Here is a 20,022-nt window from a genome sequence, read left to right on the forward strand (position 1 = left end):
AGCGGCTTGCCGACTGACCCCGGATTTGAGTGACCACCATGCCAAAACGTACAGACATCAAAAGCATCCTGATTCTCGGCGCTGGCCCGATCGTGATCGGCCAGGCCTGTGAGTTCGACTATTCCGGCGCCCAGGCCTGCAAGGCCCTGCGAGAGGAAGGTTTCCGCGTCATCCTGGTGAACTCCAACCCAGCCACCATCATGACCGACCCGGCCATGGCCGACGCCACCTACATCGAGCCGATCAAATGGCAATCGGTGGCCAAGATCATCGAGAAAGAGCGTCCGGACGCCGTCCTGCCGACCATGGGCGGCCAGACTGCGCTGAACTGCGCCCTGGACCTGGAGCGCCATGGCGTTCTGGAAAAATTCGGCGTAGAGATGATCGGTGCCAACGCCGACACCATCGACAAGGCCGAAGACCGCTCGCGCTTCGACAAGGCCATGAAGGACATCGGCCTTGAGTGCCCGCGCTCGGGTATCGCCCACAGCATGGAAGAGGCCAATGCGGTCCTCGAGAAGCTCGGCTTCCCATGCATCATCCGCCCGTCCTTCACCATGGGCGGCACCGGGGGCGGGATTGCCTACAACCGTGAAGAGTTCGAAGAAATCTGCACCCGTGGTCTGGACCTGTCGCCGACCAAGGAACTGCTGATCGACGAATCGCTGATCGGTTGGAAGGAATACGAGATGGAGGTGGTCCGCGACAAAAAGGACAACTGCATCATCGTCTGCTCGATCGAGAACTTCGATCCGATGGGCGTGCACACCGGTGACTCGATCACCGTTGCTCCGGCACAGACCCTGACCGACAAGGAATACCAGATCATGCGCAACGCCTCGCTGGCGGTGCTGCGTGAAATTGGTGTCGAAACCGGCGGTTCCAACGTGCAGTTCGGCATCTGCCCGAACACCGGCCGCATGGTCGTGATCGAGATGAACCCGCGCGTCTCTCGCTCCTCGGCTCTGGCGTCCAAGGCCACCGGTTTCCCGATCGCCAAGATCGCCGCCAAGCTGGCCATCGGCTACACCCTCGACGAACTGCAGAACGACATCACCGGCGGCCGTACCCCGGCGTCCTTCGAGCCGTCGATCGACTACGTCGTCACCAAGCTGCCGCGCTTTGCCTTCGAGAAATTCCCCAAGGCCGACGCCCGCCTGACCACCCAGATGAAATCCGTCGGTGAAGTCATGGCCATCGGCCGTACCTTCCAGGAATCCCTGCAGAAAGCCCTGCGTGGCCTGGAAGTCGGCGCCTGCGGCCTCGACCCGAAAGTCGACCTGGCCAGCCCGGAAGCGGCCAGCATCCTCAAGCGCGAACTGACCGTGCCGGGTGCCGAGCGTATCTGGTACGTGGCCGACGCCATGCGTTCGGGCATGACCATCGAGGAAATCTTCCAGCTGACCGGTATCGACCTGTGGTTCCTGGTGCAGATGGAAGACCTGATCAAGGAAGAAGAGAAGGTCAAGACCCTGGCCCTGTCGGCAATCGACAAGGACTACATGCTGCGCCTCAAGCGCAAGGGCTTCTCGGACCAGCGCCTGGCCAAGCTGCTCGGCATCACCGACAAGAACCTGCGCCGTCACCGCCACAAGCTGGAAGTGTTCCCGGTGTACAAGCGCGTCGACACCTGCGCCGCCGAGTTCGCCACCGACACCGCCTACCTGTACTCGACCTACGAGGAAGAGTGCGAGGCCAACCCGTCGACCCGCGACAAGATCATGATCCTGGGCGGTGGCCCGAACCGTATCGGCCAAGGCATCGAGTTCGACTACTGCTGCGTGCACGCCGCGCTGGCACTGCGTGAAGACGGTTACGAGACCATCATGGTCAACTGCAACCCGGAAACCGTCTCCACCGACTACGATACCTCCGACCGTCTGTACTTCGAGCCGCTGACCCTGGAAGACGTGCTGGAAGTCTGCCGCGTCGAGAAGCCGAAGGGCGTCATCGTCCACTACGGCGGCCAGACCCCGCTGAAGCTGGCCCGTGCCCTGGAAGAAGCCGGCGTGCCAATCATCGGCACCAGCCCGGACGCCATCGACCGCGCCGAAGACCGCGAGCGTTTCCAGCAGATGGTTCAGCGCCTGAACCTGCTGCAGCCGCCAAACGCCACCGTGCGCAGCGAAGACGAAGCCATCAAGGCGGCCGGCACTATCGGCTACCCGCTGGTGGTGCGCCCGTCCTACGTACTGGGCGGCCGTGCGATGGAGATCGTCTACGAACTGGACGAACTCAAGCGCTACCTGCGTGAAGCGGTGCAAGTGTCCAACGACAGCCCGGTGCTGCTCGACCACTTCCTCAACTGCGCCATCGAGATGGACGTGGATGCGGTCTGCGACGGCACCGACGTGGTGATCGGCGCGATCATGCAGCACATCGAGCAGGCTGGCGTTCACTCCGGTGACTCGGCGTGCTCGCTGCCACCTTACTCGCTGAGCAAGGAAGTGCAGGATGAAGTCCGTGTACAGGTCAAGAAAATGGCCCTGGAGCTGGGCGTGGTCGGCCTGATGAACGTGCAGCTGGCCTTGCAGGGCGACAAGATCTACGTGATCGAGGTCAACCCGCGCGCCTCGCGTACCGTGCCGTTCGTGTCCAAGTGCATCGGCACCTCGCTGGCGATGATCGCCGCGCGCGTCATGGCTGGCAAAACCCTGAAAGAACTGGGCTTCACCCAGGAAATCATCCCGAACTTCTACAGCGTCAAGGAAGCCGTCTTCCCGTTCGCCAAGTTCCCGGGGGTTGACCCGATCCTCGGCCCTGAGATGAAATCCACCGGTGAAGTCATGGGTGTCGGCGACAGCTTCGGTGAAGCCTTCGCCAAGGCCCAGATGGGCGCCAGCGAAGTGCTGCCGACCGGCGGTACCGCGTTCATCAGCGTGCGTGACGACGACAAGCCACAAGTGGCTGGGGTTGCTCGCGACCTGATCGCCCTGGGCTTCGAAGTGGTTGCAACTGCAGGCACCGCCAAGGTTATCGAAGCGGCCGGCCTGAAAGTACGCCGTGTGAACAAGGTGACCGAGGGTCGCCCGCACGTGGTCGACATGATCAAGAACGACGAAGTGTCGCTGATCATCAACACCACCGAAGGCCGCCAGTCGATTGCCGACTCCTACTCGATTCGTCGCAATGCGCTGCAGCACAAGATTTACTGCACCACCACCATTGCGGCCGGTGAAGCCATCTGCGAGGCGCTGAAATTCGGTCCGGAAAAGACCGTTCGTCGCCTGCAGGATCTGCATGCAGGACTCAAAGCATGAGCATTACCAAGTATCCGATGACCGTCCAGGGCGCTCGCGCCCTGGAAGAAGAGCATCTGTTCCTGAGCAAGACCGAGCGTCCGCGCCTGAGCCAGGCAATCGGCGAAGCTCGCGAGCTGGGCGACCTCAAGGAAAACGCCGAATACCATGCCGCCCGTGAGGAGCAGGGCATGGTCGAGGCGCGTATCCGCGATATCGAAGGCCGCCTGCAGAACTCGGTGGTGATCGACGTCACCACCATCGCCCACACCGGCAAGGTGATTTTCGGCACCACCGTGGTGCTGGCGAACACCGAGACCGATGAAGAGGTGACCTACCAGATCGTCGGCGAGGACGAGGCCGACGTGAAGCAGGGCAAGCTCTCCAGCGGTGCGCCGATCGCCCGTGCCATCATCGGCAAGGAAGAAGGTGATACTGTCGTCGTCAAGACGCCAAGTGGCACGGTCGAGTACGAGATTGTCGAAGTCAAGCACATCTGACCGGCGCCTGCGGGCGCCATCCCTCGAGGGGATCCTCTGGCAGCTGGCCCAGGTTTTCTGGGTCGGTGGCTTGTGGGTGTTCCACGTGGGGTTGGTGCCGGCGCTCAAGGTCAGTGGCCTTGCGCCGTTGCTGGTGCAGGATATTGCCGTGCAGATCGACCGTTGGTTGATCGGCGTGGCGCTGCTCGGGCTGTTGACCCAGCTGGCGGTATTGGCCAGGGTGGATGGCCTGGCGGCCTGGTGGCGGCAGTTCCGTGGGCAGATGCTGCTGCTTGGCTTTGCTGCCTGTCTCAGCTACTACACCCTGCGCTACGGGATCTCCGTGGGTGAGCGCTGGCAGATGTTCTGCTTTTTGGTGCTGGGCTTCTCCGGCATCGTGCTGGTGGCCCAGCCGGTTCCGGTCAGGGCGCGCTAGGCGCGCCACTGATCGGCGCCACTGTTACTTGTAACGGTGGATGTTGGACAGCTGCTTGTTCGGCTGTGGGTTCTTGCGGTAGATCAGCGCTTTCTTGCCGATGGTCTGCACCAGTTCGGCGCGGCCGACCTTGCACAGTTCGGCAATCGCGGCGGCGCGCTCTTCACGGTCTTCCGAACGGATTTCGACCTTGATCAGCTCGTGATCGGCCAAGGCGCGCTCCAGTTCGGCGGCGACGCCTTCGTTCACACCGTTGCCAGCAACGATCAGGACCGGCTTCAGGTCATGACCAATGGACTTGTATTGCTTCTTCTGCTCGTTATTGAGCGGCATAATCTGACCCTTTTCGTCTGATTCTGTAAAATTGACGGGCATTTTACCCGAGGGCCCCTGGCTCCGCCCAGTCAAACACGACGCATATCATCGAGGTGCCCCGTGGTACAACGTTCCAAAAGCAGCGCCAACTGGCTGCGTGAACATTTCAACGACCCTTTTGTGAAGCAAGCGCAGAAGGATGGTTATCGCTCGCGTGCGAGCTACAAGCTGCTGGAGATCCAGGAGAAAGATCGCCTGATCCGCCCCGGCATGAGCGTGATCGACCTCGGCGCAGCGCCAGGTGGCTGGTCGCAGGTGACCAGTCGTCTGATTGGCGGCCAAGGGCGGTTGATCGCCTCGGACATCCTGGAAATGGACTCGATTCCGGACGTTACCTTCATCCAGGGCGACTTTACCCAGGACGAAGTGCTGCAGCAGATCCTGCAGGCGGTCGGTGATTCGCACGTAGACCTTGTGATTTCCGATATGGCCCCCAATATGAGTGGTACGCCCGCGGTGGACATGCCGCGTGCCATGTTCCTCTGCGAACTGGCCCTGGATCTGGCGACCCGCGTGCTCAAGCCCGGCGGGGATTTCCTGATCAAGATCTTCCAGGGCGAGGGTTTCGACATGTACTTGAAGGACGTGCGCAGCAAGTTCGACAAGGTGCAGATGCGCAAGCCGTCGTCCTCGCGGGATCGTTCCCGCGAACAGTACCTGTTGGGCAAGGGTTTCAAGGGAGCGTGAAAGGCGTGCTGCGGGGTTGCCGATAGTTATTTCCAATCGGCGGCTCCGTCTGGATCGTCCGAACTTCGTGTAGTCTAGCTTTCACAAAGGGTTACAGACGGTGCCTGCGGATGCGTGGGTAATGTAGTAAGTTAGGGCGATGAATATCATGCGAGGCACGGCTGCGTCGTGCGCCGGCCTCAGAGGGTAGCGAATTGAACGACATGGCAAAGAATCTGATCCTCTGGTTGATCATCGCCGCCGTCCTGGTGACGGTGATGAACAACTTCTCGAGCCCTAACGAGCCGCAGACCCTCAACTATTCCGACTTCATCCAGCAGGTCAAGGATGGCAAGGTCGAGCGCGTGACCGTCGACGGCTACATCATTACCGGCAAGCGCACCGACGGCGACAACTTCAAGACCGTCCGCCCAGCCATCACGGATAACGGCCTGATCGGCGACCTGGTCGATAACCACGTCACCGTCGAAGGCAAGCAGCCAGAGCAGCAGAGCATCTGGACGCAACTGTTGGTCGCCAGCTTCCCGATTCTGGTGATCATCGCCGTGTTCATGTTCTTCATGCGCCAGATGCAGGGCGGTGCCGGTGGTAAAGGCGGCCCGATGAGCTTCGGCAAGAGCAAGGCGCGCCTGCTGTCCGAAGACCAGGTCAAGACTACCCTGGCTGACGTTGCCGGTTGCGACGAGGCCAAGGAAGAAGTTGGCGAACTGGTCGAGTTCCTGCGTGACCCTGGCAAGTTCCAGCGCCTGGGTGGCCGCATCCCCCGCGGTGTGCTGATGGTCGGCCCGCCCGGTACCGGTAAGACCCTGCTGGCCAAGGCCATCGCCGGCGAAGCCAAGGTGCCGTTCTTCACCATTTCCGGTTCCGACTTCGTCGAGATGTTCGTCGGCGTGGGTGCCAGCCGCGTGCGCGACATGTTCGAGCAGGCCAAGAAGCACGCGCCATGCATCATCTTCATCGACGAGATCGACGCCGTCGGCCGCCACCGTGGCGCCGGCATGGGCGGCGGTCACGACGAGCGAGAGCAGACCCTGAACCAGTTGCTGGTCGAAATGGATGGCTTCGAGATGAACGATGGCATCATCGTCATCGCCGCCACCAACCGTCCCGATGTGCTCGACCCGGCGCTGCTGCGCCCGGGCCGCTTCGACCGCCAGGTGGTGGTCGGCCTGCCGGACATCCGTGGTCGTGAGCAGATCCTCAAAGTGCACATGCGCAAGGTGCCAATCGGCGAGAACGTCAACGCGGCGGTCATCGCCCGCGGTACCCCTGGCTTCTCCGGTGCCGACCTGGCCAACCTGGTCAACGAGGCGTCGCTGTTCGCTGCCCGTTCCAGCAAGCGCGTGGTCGAGATGAAGGAGTTCGAGCTGGCCAAGGACAAGATCATGATGGGCGCCGAGCGCAAGACCATGGTCATGTCCGAGAAAGAGAAGCAGAACACCGCTTACCACGAAGCTGGTCACGCCATCGTCGGCCGTGTCGTCCCCGAGCATGATCCGGTGTACAAGGTGTCGATCATTCCGCGTGGTCGTGCCCTGGGTGTGACCATGTTTCTGCCGGAAGAAGACCGTTACAGCCTGTCCAAGCGTGCGCTGATCAGCCAGATCTGCTCGCTTTACGGCGGTCGTATCGCTGAAGAGATGACCCTGGGCTTCGACGGTGTGACCACTGGCGCCTCCAACGACATCATGCGTGCGAGCCAGATTGCCCGGAACATGGTCACCAAGTGGGGCCTGTCCGAAAAACTCGGGCCGCTGATGTACGCCGAAGAAGAGGGCGAGGTGTTCCTCGGCCGCAGCGCGGGTAGCCAGCATGCCAGCGTTTCCGGCGAGACGGCGAAGATGATCGACTCCGAAGTGCGCAGCATCATCGACCAGTGCTATGCCACGGCCAAGCAGATTCTCACCGACAATCGCGACAAGCTCGACGCCATGGCCGAGGCATTGATGAAGTACGAAACCATCGATGCCGACCAGATCGACGACATCATGGCTGGCCGCACTCCGCGTGAGCCACGTGACTGGGACAACGATGCCGGGACCTCTGGCAAGCAAGCTTCCCAGGATGATCGTCCGGAGTCGCCGATCGGCGGTCCAGCGGCTCAACACTAAGGGCATCTATGAGCTCTAAGCAGTACCCGGCCCGGTTGCCTTGTGGCAACCGGGTTCTTGATTTGTCCCGTACCCATGTCATGGGTATTCTCAACGTCACCCCAGACTCGTTCTCCGATGGTGGGCGCTTCAATCAGCGCGACGAGGCCCTGCGTCATGCTGAAGCCATGGTTTCAGCGGGTGCTACGCTGATCGATGTCGGAGGCGAGTCCACCCGGCCTGGTGCGCGAGCGGTATCCCCGCTCGAGGAGTTGGAACGCGTCGCGCCGATCGTCGAAGCGATCAACAGTCGGCTCGACGTGGTCATCTCGGTCGATACCTCCACGCCTGCGGTCATGCGCGAATCCGCGCGCCTCGGTGCTGGCTTGATCAACGATGTGCGCGCCCTGGAGCGCGACGGTGCGCTTGATGCCGCGGCGGACACCGGCTTGCCGGTGTGTCTCATGCACATGCGCGGCGAGCCGGGCAACATGCAGGACAATCCGCAGTATGAAGATGTGACAGCCGATGTTACGCGCTATCTTGAACAGCGTATGGCCGCCTGCGCGGCGGCTGGCATCGGGGCTGAGCGCATCCTCCTCGACCCGGGGTTCGGCTTTGCCAAGACCCTCGAGCACAACCTCAGCCTTTTCAAACACATGGAAGCGCTCTATCGCCTCGGGAGGCCGCTTCTGGTGGGCGTCTCGCGCAAGAGCATGATCGGCCTCGCGCTGGGTCGCCCCGTAGGTGAGCGCCTGTACGGTAGCCTGGCGCTGGCGGCATTGGCCATGACCAAGGGTGCGAGCATCCTGCGAGTGCATGACGTGGCGGAAACCGTCGACGTGGTGCGCATGATCGCGGCCGTGCAGTACGCCGAATAAGAACATTGGAGTCACTATGAGCAGAAAATACTTTGGTACCGATGGTATCCGTGGTCGCGTTGGCCAGTTCCCCATCACCCCGGACTTCATGCTGAAACTCGGCTGGGCGGCTGGCATGGCGTTCCGCAAGCAGGGAAATTGCCGTGTGCTGGTCGGCAAGGACACGCGTATCTCGGGTTACATGTTCGAGTCCGCGCTGGAGGCCGGCCTGTCTGCGGCCGGCGCCGATGTGATGCTGCTCGGGCCGATGCCGACGCCTGCCATCGCTTACCTGACGCGCACTTTCCATGCTGAAGCGGGTATCGTCATCAGCGCCTCGCACAATCCGCATGATGACAACGGCATCAAGTTTTTCTCCGGCGCCGGTACCAAGCTGCCGGACGAAGTCGAGCTGATGATCGAGGAACTGCTCGACCAGCCGATGACCGTTGTCGAGTCCAGCAAGCTGGGCAAGGTTTCGCGTATCAACGACGCGGCGGGGCGCTATATCGAGTTCTGCAAGAGCAGCGTGCCCAGTAGCACCAGCTTCGATGGCCTCAAGATCGTGGTGGACTGCGCGCACGGCGCCACCTACAAGGTCGCGCCGAGCGTGTTCCGTGAGCTCGGTGCCGAAGTCACGGTACTGCACGCAGCGCCAGATGGCCTGAACATCAACGAGGGCTGTGGTTCGACCCATATCGAGTCGCTGCAGGCCGCGGTGCTGGTCGGGCATGCGGACATCGGCATCGCCTTCGACGGCGACGGTGACCGTGTGTTGATGGTCGACCACACCGGCACTATCGTCGACGGCGACGAGTTGCTGTTCATCATTGGCCGCGACTTGCAGGAGCGCGGCAAGCTGCAAGGCGGCGTGGTCGGTACGTTGATGAGCAACCTGGGCCTGGAGTTGGCGTTCAAGGAGCTTGATATTCCGTTCGTGCGCGCCAAGGTGGGTGATCGCTACGTGATGGCCGAGCTGCTCGAGCGCGAATGGCTGCTGGGTGGCGAAAATTCCGGGCATGTCGTCTGCGGTAGCCACACCACCACGGGAGACGCGATCATCGCCGCGCTGCAGGTGCTGATGGCGCTCAAGCGCCGAGGCGAGAACCTTGCCCAGGCACGCCAGGCGGTGCGCAAATGCCCTCAGGTGCTGATCAACGTGCGTTTCGCCGCAGGCAAGAGCGATCCCCTGGAAAATCCGTTGGTCAAAGAGGCCAGCGCCAAGGCGACCGAGGCCATGGCCGGTCGCGGCCGTGTGCTGCTGCGCAAGTCGGGTACCGAGCCTCTGGTGCGGGTGATGGTAGAGGGTGACGACGAAACCCAGGTGCGCGGCCATGCCGAAGCCCTGGCCAAGCTCGTTGAAGAAGTTTGTGCCTGAAAGAGGCTTGCCAGCGCAGATCGGGTTGGGTAAGATCTGCGCCCACTTTGACCGACGAGGTAAAGCATGCGTCGCCCCATGGTAGCTGGTAACTGGAAGATGCACGGTACCCGCGCCAGCGTCGCTGAGCTGACTCAGGGGTTGGGCAACATGCTCATTCCCGACGGTATCGAAGTCGCGGTGTTTCCACCGGCCCTGTTCATCAATGAAGTTGTTGATGGGCTGAAAGGCAAGGGGATCATCGTTGGAGCACAGAATTCTGCGGTACAGCCCGAGCAGGGCGCACTGACCGGTGAAGTTGCACCGAGTCAGTTGTCAGAAGTCGGTTGCAAGTTGGTGTTGATCGGCCATTCGGAGCGTCGCCAGATTATCGGCGAAAGTGACGAAGTGCTGAATCAAAAGTTTGCAGCCGCACAGAAAAGTGGTTTGACGCCAGTGCTCTGTGTAGGGGAAACTCTCGCCGAGCGTGACGCAGGCAAGACGCTCGAAGTTGTAGGGCGTCAACTAAGCAGTGTAATCGACGCGTTCGGTATCGCCGCTTTTGCCAATGCAGTAATTGCCTATGAGCCTGTATGGGCCATTGGTACAGGTTTGACGGCCTCGCCCCAGCAAGCGCAGGATGTGCATGCAGCCATCCGCAAGCAGTTGGCGGAAAAGGACGCCGAAGTTGCCCGCAAGGTGCAGCTTCTCTACGGCGGCAGCGTGAAGGCGGCTAATGCGGCCGAACTGTTCGGCATGCCGGATATCGATGGGGGGCTCATTGGTGGAGCGTCCCTGAATGCAGACGAATTCGGTGCAATTTGTCGCGCCGCAGGAAACTGAAAAATGCTGGAAACAGTCGTAGTTGTTTTTCATCTGTTGGCAGCACTGTCACTGGTAGTCATGGTGTTGTTGCAGCAGGGTAAAGGTGCGGAAGCAGGTGCATCTTTCGGCGCAGGTGCTTCAAATACTGTGTTCGGAAGCCAAGGTTCCGCTACCTTTTTGAGTAAAGTTACTGCTATACTTGCCGCCACTTTCTTTTTGACTGCACTTGGGTTAGGATACTTCGCCAAGCAGCAGGCTCACCAGCTGACTCAAGCTGGTCTGCCAGATCCAGCAGTGCTGGAAGTCAAAGAGCAAAAGCCGGCAGTCAATGATGATGTACCGGTGCTCCAGCAGCAGAAGAGTGAAACCACCAACTCTGGTGATGTACCTCCTCCAGCCAAAGAGCAGCAGTAACGGGTTTCAAATGTAGTATTGCCGAGGTGGTGGAATTGGTAGACACGCAACCTTGAGGTGGTTGTGCCCATAGGGTGTAGGGGTTCGAGTCCCCTTCTCGGTACCAATTGAAGCATGAGAGCCCGCTTTAGCGGGCTTTCTTGCAGGTGGAGGTCGGATTGACCCAGCAAAGGGTTCAGTCTTATACTTTCGCCCCAGCTTTGTCGCGGGGTGGAGCAGCTTGGTAGCTCGTCGGGCTCATAACCCGAAGGTCGTTGGTTCAAATCCAGCCCCCGCAACCAGCTTCAGCAGAGCCCCTTTTCAGGGGCTTTTTGCTAGCCGAACAGTTTTGGCGTCGTTGTCCAACGGCGCTTTCAGGGATGGGCGCTTCGCCCATTTTTTATTTGCACAGCATGCACGAGGGGGTTCAGGTGTCGAGCAAGCTAGAACAGTTGCAGGCCTTGTTGGCCCCGGTTGTCGAGGGCCTGGGCTACCAATGCTGGGGGATCGAATACGTCTCCCAAGGCAAGCATTCGGTACTGCGTATCTATATCGACAAGGAAGGCGGCATCCTGGTGGAAGACTGCGAAGCCGTCAGCCGTCAGGCCAGCGCCATCCTCGATGTGGAAGATCCGATCAGCTCTGAATATACCCTCGAGGTGTCCTCTCCAGGCATGGACCGCCCGCTGTTCACCTTAGAACAGTTTGCAGCGCATGCCGGCGAGCAGGTGAAGATCAAGCTGCGTACGCCCTTCGAGGGCCGTCGTAACTTCCAGGGCCTTCTCCGCGGTGTGGAGGAACAGGATGTGGTGGTGCAGGTAGACCAGCACGAGTTCCTGTTGCCGATCGACTCGATCGACAAGGCCAATATTATTCCCAGTTTTGACTGAGACGTGCCGGGCCCGGCGGATGTTCCGGGGCCAATGGCTTGCGCAAGGCGAGGCGTACGATGAGCAAAGAAGTACTGCTGGTTGTTGAATCGGTATCCAACGAGAAAGGTGTACCGCCAGGCGTCATTTTCGAAGCGCTGGAAGTGGCCCTGGCCACTGCAACCAAAAAACGTTTTGAGGACGAAGTCGACCTGCGTGTGGAAATCAACCGCCACACCGGTAGCTACGAGACCTTCCGCCGCTGGACCGTGGTCGACGAAAACGACCTGGACGATCCGGCGATCGAGACCTGGCTGGAAAAGATCCAGGACACGCACCCGGATGCCAAGATCGGTGACGTGATCGAAGAGAAGATCGAGTCGATCGAGTTCGGTCGCATCGCCGCGCAGACCGCCAAACAGGTCATCGTGCAGAAGGTCCGCGAGGCCGAGCGCGCCCAGGTGGTCGATGCCTACCGCGAGCGCGTGGGCGAGATCATCTCCGGTACTGTCAAGAAGGTCACCCGCGACAACGTCATCGTCGACCTGGGCAACAATGCCGAGGCGCTCCTGGCGCGTGAAGACATCATTCCCCGTGAGACCTTCCGTGTCGGCGTGCGTCTGCGTGCGCTGCTCAAGGAAATCCGCACCGAGAACCGCGGCCCGCAGCTGATCCTGTCGCGCACCGCGCCGCAGATGCTGATCGAGCTGTTCCGCATCGAAGTGCCGGAAATCGCCGAAGGCCTCATCGAAGTCATGGCCGCCTCCCGTGATCCGGGTTCGCGTGCCAAGATCGCCGTCCGCTCCAAGGACAAGCGCATCGACCCGCAGGGTGCCTGTATCGGCATGCGTGGTTCGCGCGTCCAGGCCGTATCCGGCGAGCTGGGTGGCGAGCGTGTGGATATCGTCCTCTGGGACGAGAACCCGGCGCAGTTCGTCATCAACGCCATGTCGCCGGCAGAGGTTGCCGCGATCATCGTTGACGAGGACGCCCATGCGATGGATATCGCCGTTGCCGAGGACAACCTGGCCCAGGCGATTGGCCGTGGTGGCCAGAACGTCCGCCTGGCCAGCCAGCTGACCGCATGGACCCTGAACGTGATGACCGAGAAGGACATCCAGGCCAAGCAGCAAGCTGAAACCGGCGACATCCTGCGTAATTTTGTCGAGGAACTGGAAGTCGACGAGGAGCTGGCACAAGTGCTGGTCGACGAAGGCTTTACCAGCCTCGAAGAAATTGCCTACGTACCGTTGGAAGAAATGCTCAACATCGATGGCTTTGACGAGGAAATCGTCAATGAGCTCCGCGCTCGAGCCAAGGACCGTTTGTTGACCAAGGCCATCGCTACCGAAGAAAAACTGGCAGACGCCCATCCGGCCGAAGACCTGCTCTCCCTTGAGGGCATGGACAAGGACCTGGCGGCGGAACTGGCGGTGCGCGGCGTGGTTAACCGCGAAGACCTGGCCGAGCAGTCGATCGACGACCTGCTCGACATCGACGGCATCGACGAAGAGCGTGCCGGCAAGTTGATCATGGCCGCCCGAGCCCACTGGTTCGAGTAATTAGGCGCGGCCTGAGGAGAGAAGTGCATGACGCAAGTCACGGTGAAAGAACTGGCCCAAGAGGTCGAGGCACCGGTAGAGCGCCTGCTGCAGCAGATGCGTGAGGCAGGTCTGCCGCACACCGACGCCGGTCAGGTAGTGACCGACAATGAGAAGCAGACCCTGCTGACTCATTTGAAGAGCAGCCACAAGAGCAAGGCGGAAGAGCCGCGCAAGATTACCTTGCAGCGCAAGACCACCAGCACTCTGCGTGTCGCCGGTAGCAAAAGCATCAGCGTAGAAGTACGCAAGAAGAAGGTATTCGTGCAGCGCAGCCCGGAAGAGATCCAGGCTGAGCAGAAGCGCGAACAGGAAGAGCGCCGTGCGGCTGAAAACGCAGCCCGCGACAAAATTGAAGCCGAAGTTCGCCAGCGTAACGAGGAGCAGGCACGCCGTCAGGCCGCTGAAACTCCGGCCGTTGCGCCAGTGGCCAAGGCTGAACCTGCTGCTGCCCCGGTAGTGGCCAACGCACCGGTGTCCGAAGACGCTGCTGCGCGTGCTGCCGAGCGCAAGAAGGACGAGACCCGTCGTAACGAAAGCCGCACCCGTGATGACGATCGTCGCGGTGGTGGCCAAGCTACCGCCGGCCGTGGCGAAGCGCCGCGCATGTCGGTCAAGGTCAAGGTCAAGGAGAAGGAAAAGGCTCCGACTCCGCGCGCCGCGCCGCGTACCACCGATGAAGAAAGCGATGGTTTCCGTCGTCGCGGTGGCAAGGGTAAAGGCAAGAAGCGCAATGCGCATGGCTTCCAGAGCCCGACTGGCCCGGTTATCCGTGACGTGGCGATCGGCGAGACCATCACTGTCTCCGATCTGGCCAACCAGATGTCCGTCAAGGGCGCTGAAGTGGTCAAGTTCATGTTCAAGATGGGGACTCCGGTCACCATCAACCAGGTGCTCGACCAGGAAACCGCTCAGCTGGTAGCAGAAGAGCTGGGCCACAAGGTCACCCTGATCAGCGACACTGCCCTGGAAGACTCCCTGGCCGAATCGCTGAAGTTCGAAGGCGAGACCACCTCTCGTGCGCCGGTCGTGACCGTCATGGGCCACGTCGACCACGGCAAGACCTCGCTGCTCGACTACATCCGTCGTGCCAAGGTTGCTGCTGGCGAGGCCGGTGGTATCACCCAGCACATCGGTGCCTACCACGTCGAAACCGACCGTGGCATGGTCACCTTCCTCGACACCCCTGGCCACGCTGCGTTCACGCAAATGCGCGCCCGTGGTGCCAAGGCGACCGACATCGTCATCCTGGTGGTGGCGGCGGACGACGGTGTGATGCCACAGACCCGCGAAGCCGTACAGCATGCCAAGGCAGCTGGCGTACCGCTGGTCGTTGCAGTGAACAAGATCGACAAGCCAGGCGCAGACCTCGACCGCATCCGTAACGAGCTGTCCGTCGAAGGCGTGACCTCCGAGGAGTGGGGTGGTGATACCCCGTTCGTCAAGGTTTCGGCGAAGATGGGTACCGGCGTCGACGAGTTGCTCGAAGCTGTCCTGTTGCAGGCCGAGATTCTCGAACTCAAGGCCACCCCGACCGCACCTGGTCGTGGTGTCGTGGTCGAGTCGCGTCTGGACAAGGGCCGTGGCCCGGTGGCGACCATCCTGGTTCAGGACGGTACCCTGCGTCAGGGCGACATGGTCCTGGTCGGCTCCAACTATGGCCGCGTGCGTGCCATGCTCGACGAGAACGGCAAGCCTGTGAAGGAAGCCGGCCCGTCGATCCCGGTCGAGATCCTCGGCCTGGACGGTACACCGGACGCTGGCGAAGAGATGTCGGTGGTTGCCGACGAGAAGAAAGCGCGTGAAGTTGCGCTGTTCCGTCAAGGCAAGTTCCGCGAGGTCAAGCTGGCCCGTGCTCACGCCGGCAAGCTGGAAAACATCTTCGAGACCATGGGTCAGGAAGAGAAGAAGACCCTCAACATCGTCCTCAAGACCGACGTGCGCGGTTCCCTCGAGGCGCTGCAAGGTTCGCTCGGCGGCCTGGGCAACGACGAAGTTCAGGTTCGCGTCATCGGTGGCGGCGTTGGTGGTATCACCGAAAGCGATGCCAACCTGGCGCTGGCGTCCAACGCTGTACTGTTCGGCTTCAACGTGCGTGCCGATGCCGGCGCGCGCAAGATCGTCGAGCAGGAAGGTCTGGATATGCGTTACTACAACGTGATCTACGACATCATCGAAGACGTCAAGAAAGCCCTGACCGGCATGCTCGGCAGCGATGTTCGCGAGAATATCCTGGGTGTCGCCGAAGTCCGTGACGTGTTCCGTTCGCCGAAGTTCGGCGCCATCGCTGGCTGTATGGTCATCGAGGGTACCGTGTACCGCAACCGTCCGATCCGCGTTCTGCGCGACGACGTGGTGATCTTCGAAGGCGAGCTGGAATCGCTGCGTCGCTTCAAGGACGATGCGTCCGAAGTACGCAACGGCATGGAGTGCGGTATTGGCGTCAAGAGCTACAACGACGTCAAGGTCGGCGACAAGATCGAAGTGTTCGAGAAAGTCCAGGTGGCTCGTACCCTGTAAGGGCCGAGCGTGGTGCAGGCCCCGCCCCAGGGCGGTTGCCTGAACCTCTGAAGGTAGCGCCCGGTCAGGCTTCGAGCTTGACCGGGCGTTTGCCGCTTTAAGATACAGGTAGCAAGAATGGCAAAAGAATACAGCCGTACCCAACGTATCGGTGATCAGATGCAGCGCGAGCTTGCAGAGCTGATCCGCCGTGAAGTCAAAGATCCGCGTGTCGGCCTGGTGACCATCACCGCCGTCGACGTCAGCCGTGACCTCGGCCATGCCAAGGTGTTCATCACCGTCATGGGCGAAGAAACCCCGGACGCCGTCAAGCAGTCGCTCAAGGCCTTGAACAGCGCCGCCAGCTTCCTGCGTCTGCACCTGGGGCGCTCGATGCAACTGCGCAGCGTGCCGCAGCTGCATTTCCACTTCGATGAAAGCGTGAGCCGCGGTGTGCATCTGTCGGCGCTGATCGAACGTGCGGTGGCCGAAGATCGCCAGCACCAGGATGCCGACGCGCCGGACACCAAGGAGTAAGCGGTGGCCCAGGTCAAACGTATCCGCCGCAACGTCAGCGGCATCATCCTGCTCGACAAGCCGCTGGGGTTCACCTCCAACGCTGCCCTGCAGAAGGTCCGCTGGCTGCTCAACGCCGAGAAGGCCGGCCACACCGGCAGCCTCGACCCGCTGGCCACCGGCGTGCTGCCGCTGTGCTTCGGCGAGGCCACCAAGTTCTCGCAGTACCTGCTCGATTCCGACAAGGGCTACGAGACAGTGATGCAGATGGGCCAGACCACCACCACCGGGGACGCCGAAGGCGAAGTGCTGAAGACCCGCGACGTGACCGTTGGTCGCGTCGACATCGAAGCGGTCATCCCGCGTTTTCGCGGTGAAATCCAGCAGGTGCCTCCGATGTACTCGGCCCTCAAGCGCGACGGCCAGCCGCTGTACAAACTGGCGCGCGCAGGAGAGGTAGTGGAGCGCGAGGCGCGTTCTGTTACTATTGGCCGGCTGGACCTGCTGGAGTGCGAAGGCACCCGGGCACGCCTGTCGGTTGGCTGCAGCAAGGGAACCTATATTCGCACCCTGGTGGAGGATATGGGCGAGGCGTTGGGCTGTGGTGCCTACGTCGCCGAGCTACGCCGCACCCAGGCCGGCCCCTTCGAGCTGGCCCAGACCGTCACGCTCGAAGAGCTGGAACAGGCTCACGCCGAAGGTGGCAACGAAGCGCTCGATCGCTTCCTGATGCCCTCGGACAGCGGCTTGCAGGACTGGCCATTGGTGGTATTGTCCGAGCACAGCGCGTTCTATTGGCTACATGGCCAGGCAGTACGTGCGCCGGACGCGCCGCAATTCGGCATGGTCCGCGTACAGGATCACAATGCCCGCTTCATCGGTATCGGTGAGGTGAGCGAAGACGGGCGCATTGCGCCGCGTCGACTGATTCGGTCGGAATGACCGATACCACAGGGCGAGGTCAACGCTTTGCCCTGCGGATTCGAGGATGGCTGTCAGTAGGCACGGTCATTACTCTTTTTATTAATACAGGGATCCAGTCCCTGGCCTATTGGACCCCGCTTGCGGGATCCGTTTATCAGGAGAAGCCAAATGGCCCTCAGCGTCGAAGAAAAAGCTCAGATCGTTGCAGACTATCAGCAAGCCGCCGGCGACACCGGTAGCCCGGAAGTACAGGTTGCCCTGCTGACCTTCAACATCAACAAGCTGCAAGGCCACTTCAAGGCCAACGAAAAAGACCACCACTCCCGTCGTGGTCTGATCCGTATGGTCAACCAGCGTCGTAAGCTGCTGGATTACCTGAAGGGTAAAGACACCACTCGTTACAGCGCCCTGATCGGTCGCCTGGGCCTGCGTCGCTAATAGCGGCCTGGCCAGTGGTGTTGCATGGTGTGTCGCATTCTTCGGCAACGCTGCCTGCCAGCGTTGCCGTCGGACACGCCGCGCGATCTGCGAGGTTGGCAGCCTGGTGTGCCGAGCGGTTTATCCGCCCGGCGCCAGGCTCCCAGCCTCGTGTTGTATCTGGACGGTCAATGGGGCCGATTCCCCGTTCTGCCCAAGAATTCGCAAGAACCAGTTCCCCCAAGAGCCACTGAAAAAGGTAGGAAACCGTGAACCCGGTAATCAAGCAATTCCAGTTCGGTCAATCGACCGTTACCCTCGAAACGGGCCGCATTGCCCGTCAGGCCACCGGCGCCGTGCTGGTCACCGTCGACAACGATGTCACCGTGCTGGTGACCGTGGTCGGTGCCAAGCATGCCGACCCGAGCAAAGGCTTCTTCCCGCTGTCCGTGCACTACCAGGAAAAGACCTACGCCGCTGGCAAGATCCCAGGTGGTTTCTTCAAGCGTGAAGGCCGCCCATCCGAAAAAGAAACCCTGACTTCGCGCCTGATCGACCGCCCGATCCGCCCGCTGTTCCCTGAAGGTTTCATGAACGAAGTGCAGGTTGTCTGCACCGTGGTTTCCACCAGCAAGAAGACCGATCCGGACATCGCTGCGATGATCGGTACCTCGGCTGCCCTGGCCATCTCGGGCATTCCGTTCGAAGGCCCGATCGGCGCCGCCCGCGTTGCCTTCCACGAAAGCACCGGCTACCTGCTGAACCCGACCTACGAGCAGCAGGCCGCCTCGAGCCTGGACATGGTCGTTGCCGGTACCGAGTCGGCCGTACTGATGGTTGAATCGGAAGCCAAAGAGCTGACCGAAGACCAGATGCTGGGCGCCGTACTGTTCGCCCACGACGAATTCCAGGCTGTGATCAAGGCGGTCAAAGAGCTGGCCGCCGAAGCCGCCAAGCCGACCTGGGACTGGAAACCTGCCGTTGCCAACACCGAACTGTTCAACGCCATCCGCGCCGAGTTCGGCGAAGCGGTGTCGCAGGGCTACACCATCACCGTCAAGGCCGACCGCTACGCGCGCCTGGGCGAGCTGCGCGATCAGGCGATCGCCAAGTTCTCCGGTGAAGAAGGCCAGCCGTCGGCTGGCGAAGTGAAAGACATCTTCGGCGAGATCGAATACCGCACCGTTCGCGAAAACATCGTCAACGGCAAGCCACGTATCGACGGTCGCGACACCAAGACCGTGCGCCCGCTGAACATCGAAGTCGGCGTTCTGCCGAAGACCCACGGTTCGGCCCTGTTCACCCGTGGCGAAACCCAGGCCCTGGTCGTCGCGACCCTGGGTACCGCCCGTGACGCCCAGCTGCTGGACACCCTCGAAGGCGAGAAGAAAGACCCCTTCATGCTGCACTACAACTTCCCGCCGTTCTCGGTAGGTGAATGTGGTCGCATGGGCGGTGCTGGCCGTCGTGAAATCGGCCACGGCCGTCTGGCCCGTCGTTCGGTGCAGGCCATGCTGCCGGCCGCCGACGTGTTCCCGTACACCATCCGCGTGGTATCGGAAATCACCGAGTCGAACGGCTCCAGCTCCATGGCTTCGGTCTGCGGTGCCTCCCTGGCGCTGATGGACGCGGGCGTACCGATGAAGGCGCCGGTTGCCGGTATCGCCATGGGCCTGGTCAAGGAAGGCGAGAAGTTCGCCGTACTGACCGACATCCTGGGTGACGAAGACCACCTCGGCGACATGGACTTCAAGGTAGCCGGTACCGCCAAAGGCGTCACCGCGCTGCAGATGGACATCAAGATCAACGGCATCACCGAAGAGATCATGGAAATCGCCCTGGGCCAGGCCCTGGAAGCGCGCCTGAACATCCTCGGCCAGATGAACCAGATCATCGGCGAGTCGCGTACCGAGCTGTCGGCCAACGCGCCGACCATGATCGCGATGAAGATCGACACCGACAAGATCCGTGACGTCATCGGCAAAGGCGGCGCCACCATTCGCGCCATCTGCGAAGAGACCAAGGCTTCGATCGACATCGAAGACGACGGCTCGATCAAGATCTTCGGCGAAACCAAGGAAGCCGCGGACGCTGCCAAGCAGCGCATCCTGGGCATCACCGCCGAAGCCGAGATCGGCAAGATCTACGTCGGCAAGGTCGAGCGCATCGTCGACTTCGGTGCCTTCGTCAACATCCTGCCGGGCAAGGACGGCCTGGTGCACATCTCCATGCTGAGCGATGCTCGCGTCGAGAAGGTCACCGACGTGCTGAAAGAAGGCCAGGAAGTCGAAGTACTGGTACTGGACGTGGACAACCGCGGCCGTATCAAGCTGTCGATCAAGGACGTTGCCGCTGCCAAGGCATCGGGCGTCTAAGCCTTTCGAGGCTGAAAGGAGGACCCTTCGGGGTCCTTTTTTTATGCCTGCCGCAAAATAGTTGAGAGCATGCATCTTGC

General features: G+C 61.2%; 17 protein-coding genes and 2 tRNA genes. 18 read left to right on the forward strand and 1 reads right to left on the reverse strand.

Annotated elements, in window-relative coordinates; translation table 11 throughout:
- Window positions 1-38 precede the first annotated feature (38 nt).
- Genes carB through KHO27_RS25210 form a run of 3 tightly spaced genes read left to right on the forward strand, consistent with a single transcriptional unit; the run spans window position 39 to window position 4,154 of the window.
- Window positions 39-3,260: a carbamoyl-phosphate synthase large subunit gene (carB, locus tag KHO27_RS25200; RefSeq protein ID WP_031314636.1), complete on the forward strand. Its 3,222-nt coding sequence runs from the start codon at window positions 39-41 to the stop codon at window positions 3,258-3,260.
- Window positions 3,257-3,739 carry a transcription elongation factor GreA gene (greA, locus tag KHO27_RS25205; RefSeq protein WP_011532131.1) on the forward strand — a complete coding sequence of 161 codons (483 nt, stop codon included), beginning with the start codon at window positions 3,257-3,259 and terminating at the stop codon, window positions 3,737-3,739. The genes carB and greA overlap by 4 nt, the downstream gene beginning before the upstream one ends.
- Window positions 3,717-4,154, forward strand: coding sequence for an MFS transporter (locus KHO27_RS25210; protein ID WP_102683190.1), 438 nt, complete (start codon window positions 3,717-3,719; stop codon window positions 4,152-4,154). Before greA ends, KHO27_RS25210 begins: the two co-directional genes overlap by 23 nt.
- Before the next feature lie 24 nt (window positions 4,155-4,178).
- On the opposite strand, the gene KHO27_RS25215 is transcribed toward KHO27_RS25210, so the two are convergent.
- Entirely contained in the window at window positions 4,179-4,487 is a 309-nt protein-coding gene (locus tag KHO27_RS25215; protein ID WP_102683191.1) for a YhbY family RNA-binding protein, read from the reverse strand.
- Window positions 4,488-4,589: 102 nt separating this feature from the next.
- On the opposite strand from KHO27_RS25215, the gene rlmE reads away from it, so the two are divergent.
- From rlmE to pnp, 15 genes are all read left to right on the forward strand, one after another.
- Window positions 4,590-5,216, forward strand: coding sequence for a 23S rRNA (uridine(2552)-2'-O)-methyltransferase RlmE (gene rlmE / locus KHO27_RS25220; RefSeq protein ID WP_011532133.1), 627 nt, complete (start codon window positions 4,590-4,592; stop codon window positions 5,214-5,216).
- 203 nt (window positions 5,217-5,419) lie between these two features.
- On the forward strand, window positions 5,420-7,327 hold the full coding sequence (gene ftsH, locus KHO27_RS25225) for an ATP-dependent zinc metalloprotease FtsH (protein ID WP_038706866.1): 1,908 nt from the start codon (window positions 5,420-5,422) through the stop codon (window positions 7,325-7,327).
- Between the two features lie 8 nt (window positions 7,328-7,335).
- The gene (folP, locus tag KHO27_RS25230) at window positions 7,336-8,187 is read left to right on the forward strand and encodes a dihydropteroate synthase (protein WP_110701752.1); all 852 of its coding nucleotides are present in this window, start codon (window positions 7,336-7,338) and stop codon (window positions 8,185-8,187) included.
- Window positions 8,188-8,203: 16 nt separating this feature from the next.
- Window positions 8,204-9,544, forward strand: a complete 1,341-nt coding sequence (glmM, locus tag KHO27_RS25235) for a phosphoglucosamine mutase (RefSeq protein WP_110701750.1) — start codon at window positions 8,204-8,206, stop codon at window positions 9,542-9,544.
- A 66-nt stretch (window positions 9,545-9,610) separates the two neighbouring features.
- Window positions 9,611-10,366, forward strand: coding sequence for a triose-phosphate isomerase (gene tpiA / locus KHO27_RS25240; protein WP_110701748.1), 756 nt, complete (start codon window positions 9,611-9,613; stop codon window positions 10,364-10,366).
- Between the two features lie 3 nt (window positions 10,367-10,369).
- Complete coding sequence (gene secG, locus KHO27_RS25245; protein ID WP_046854066.1) at window positions 10,370-10,762, forward strand: preprotein translocase subunit SecG; 393 nt, start codon at window positions 10,370-10,372, stop codon at window positions 10,760-10,762.
- A gap of 20 nt (window positions 10,763-10,782) precedes the next feature.
- Window positions 10,783-10,868: transfer RNA gene (locus tag KHO27_RS25250), tRNA-Leu, on the forward strand.
- A 98-nt stretch (window positions 10,869-10,966) separates the two neighbouring features.
- Window positions 10,967-11,043 (forward strand) — tRNA-Met (locus tag KHO27_RS25255).
- A gap of 129 nt (window positions 11,044-11,172) precedes the next feature.
- Window positions 11,173-11,631, forward strand: a complete 459-nt coding sequence (rimP, locus tag KHO27_RS25260) for a ribosome maturation factor RimP (RefSeq protein ID WP_038707604.1) — start codon at window positions 11,173-11,175, stop codon at window positions 11,629-11,631.
- A 59-nt stretch (window positions 11,632-11,690) separates the two neighbouring features.
- Window positions 11,691-13,172 carry a transcription termination factor NusA gene (gene nusA / locus KHO27_RS25265; protein ID WP_038706865.1) on the forward strand — a complete coding sequence of 494 codons (1,482 nt, stop codon included), beginning with the start codon at window positions 11,691-11,693 and terminating at the stop codon, window positions 13,170-13,172.
- Window positions 13,173-13,199: 27 nt separating this feature from the next.
- Window positions 13,200-15,731 (forward strand): translation initiation factor IF-2, encoded by a 2,532-nt coding sequence (gene infB / locus KHO27_RS25270; protein WP_102683195.1) that lies wholly within the window; start codon window positions 13,200-13,202, stop codon window positions 15,729-15,731.
- A gap of 117 nt (window positions 15,732-15,848) precedes the next feature.
- On the forward strand, window positions 15,849-16,247 hold the full coding sequence (gene rbfA, locus KHO27_RS25275; protein ID WP_023629337.1) for a 30S ribosome-binding factor RbfA: 399 nt from the start codon (window positions 15,849-15,851) through the stop codon (window positions 16,245-16,247).
- 3 nt (window positions 16,248-16,250) lie between these two features.
- Window positions 16,251-17,168, forward strand: a complete 918-nt coding sequence (gene truB, locus KHO27_RS25280; protein WP_110701746.1) for a tRNA pseudouridine(55) synthase TruB — start codon at window positions 16,251-16,253, stop codon at window positions 17,166-17,168.
- Between the two features lie 150 nt (window positions 17,169-17,318).
- On the forward strand, window positions 17,319-17,588 hold the full coding sequence (rpsO, locus tag KHO27_RS25285; protein WP_023629335.1) for a 30S ribosomal protein S15: 270 nt from the start codon (window positions 17,319-17,321) through the stop codon (window positions 17,586-17,588).
- A gap of 248 nt (window positions 17,589-17,836) precedes the next feature.
- A complete protein-coding gene (gene pnp / locus KHO27_RS25290) occupies window positions 17,837-19,942 on the forward strand; it encodes a polyribonucleotide nucleotidyltransferase (protein WP_023629334.1) in 2,106 nt (701 codons plus the stop codon).
- Window positions 19,943-20,022 lie beyond the last annotated feature (80 nt).

The sequence above is a fragment of the Pseudomonas sp. RC3H12 genome, assembly GCF_018596375.1.
Taxonomy (GTDB): Bacteria; Pseudomonadota; Gammaproteobacteria; order Pseudomonadales; family Pseudomonadaceae; genus Aquipseudomonas.

Coding starts and splice junctions, on each gene's coding strand:
- carB (WP_031314636.1), top strand. CDS start 39: ATGCCAAAACGTACAGACATCAAAAGCATCCTGATTCTCGGCGCTGGC.
- greA (WP_011532131.1), top strand. CDS start 3,257: ATGAGCATTACCAAGTATCCGATGACCGTCCAGGGCGCTCGCGCCCTG.
- KHO27_RS25215 (WP_102683191.1), bottom strand. CDS start 4,487: ATGCCGCTCAATAACGAGCAGAAGAAGCAATACAAGTCCATTGGTCAT.
- ftsH (WP_038706866.1), top strand. CDS start 5,420: ATGGCAAAGAATCTGATCCTCTGGTTGATCATCGCCGCCGTCCTGGTG.
- folP (WP_110701752.1), top strand. CDS start 7,336: ATGAGCTCTAAGCAGTACCCGGCCCGGTTGCCTTGTGGCAACCGGGTT.
- glmM (WP_110701750.1), top strand. CDS start 8,204: ATGAGCAGAAAATACTTTGGTACCGATGGTATCCGTGGTCGCGTTGGC.
- tpiA (WP_110701748.1), top strand. CDS start 9,611: ATGCGTCGCCCCATGGTAGCTGGTAACTGGAAGATGCACGGTACCCGC.
- secG (WP_046854066.1), top strand. CDS start 10,370: ATGCTGGAAACAGTCGTAGTTGTTTTTCATCTGTTGGCAGCACTGTCA.
- nusA (WP_038706865.1), top strand. CDS start 11,691: ATGAGCAAAGAAGTACTGCTGGTTGTTGAATCGGTATCCAACGAGAAA.
- infB (WP_102683195.1), top strand. CDS start 13,200: ATGACGCAAGTCACGGTGAAAGAACTGGCCCAAGAGGTCGAGGCACCG.
- rbfA (WP_023629337.1), top strand. CDS start 15,849: ATGGCAAAAGAATACAGCCGTACCCAACGTATCGGTGATCAGATGCAG.
- rpsO (WP_023629335.1), top strand. CDS start 17,319: ATGGCCCTCAGCGTCGAAGAAAAAGCTCAGATCGTTGCAGACTATCAG.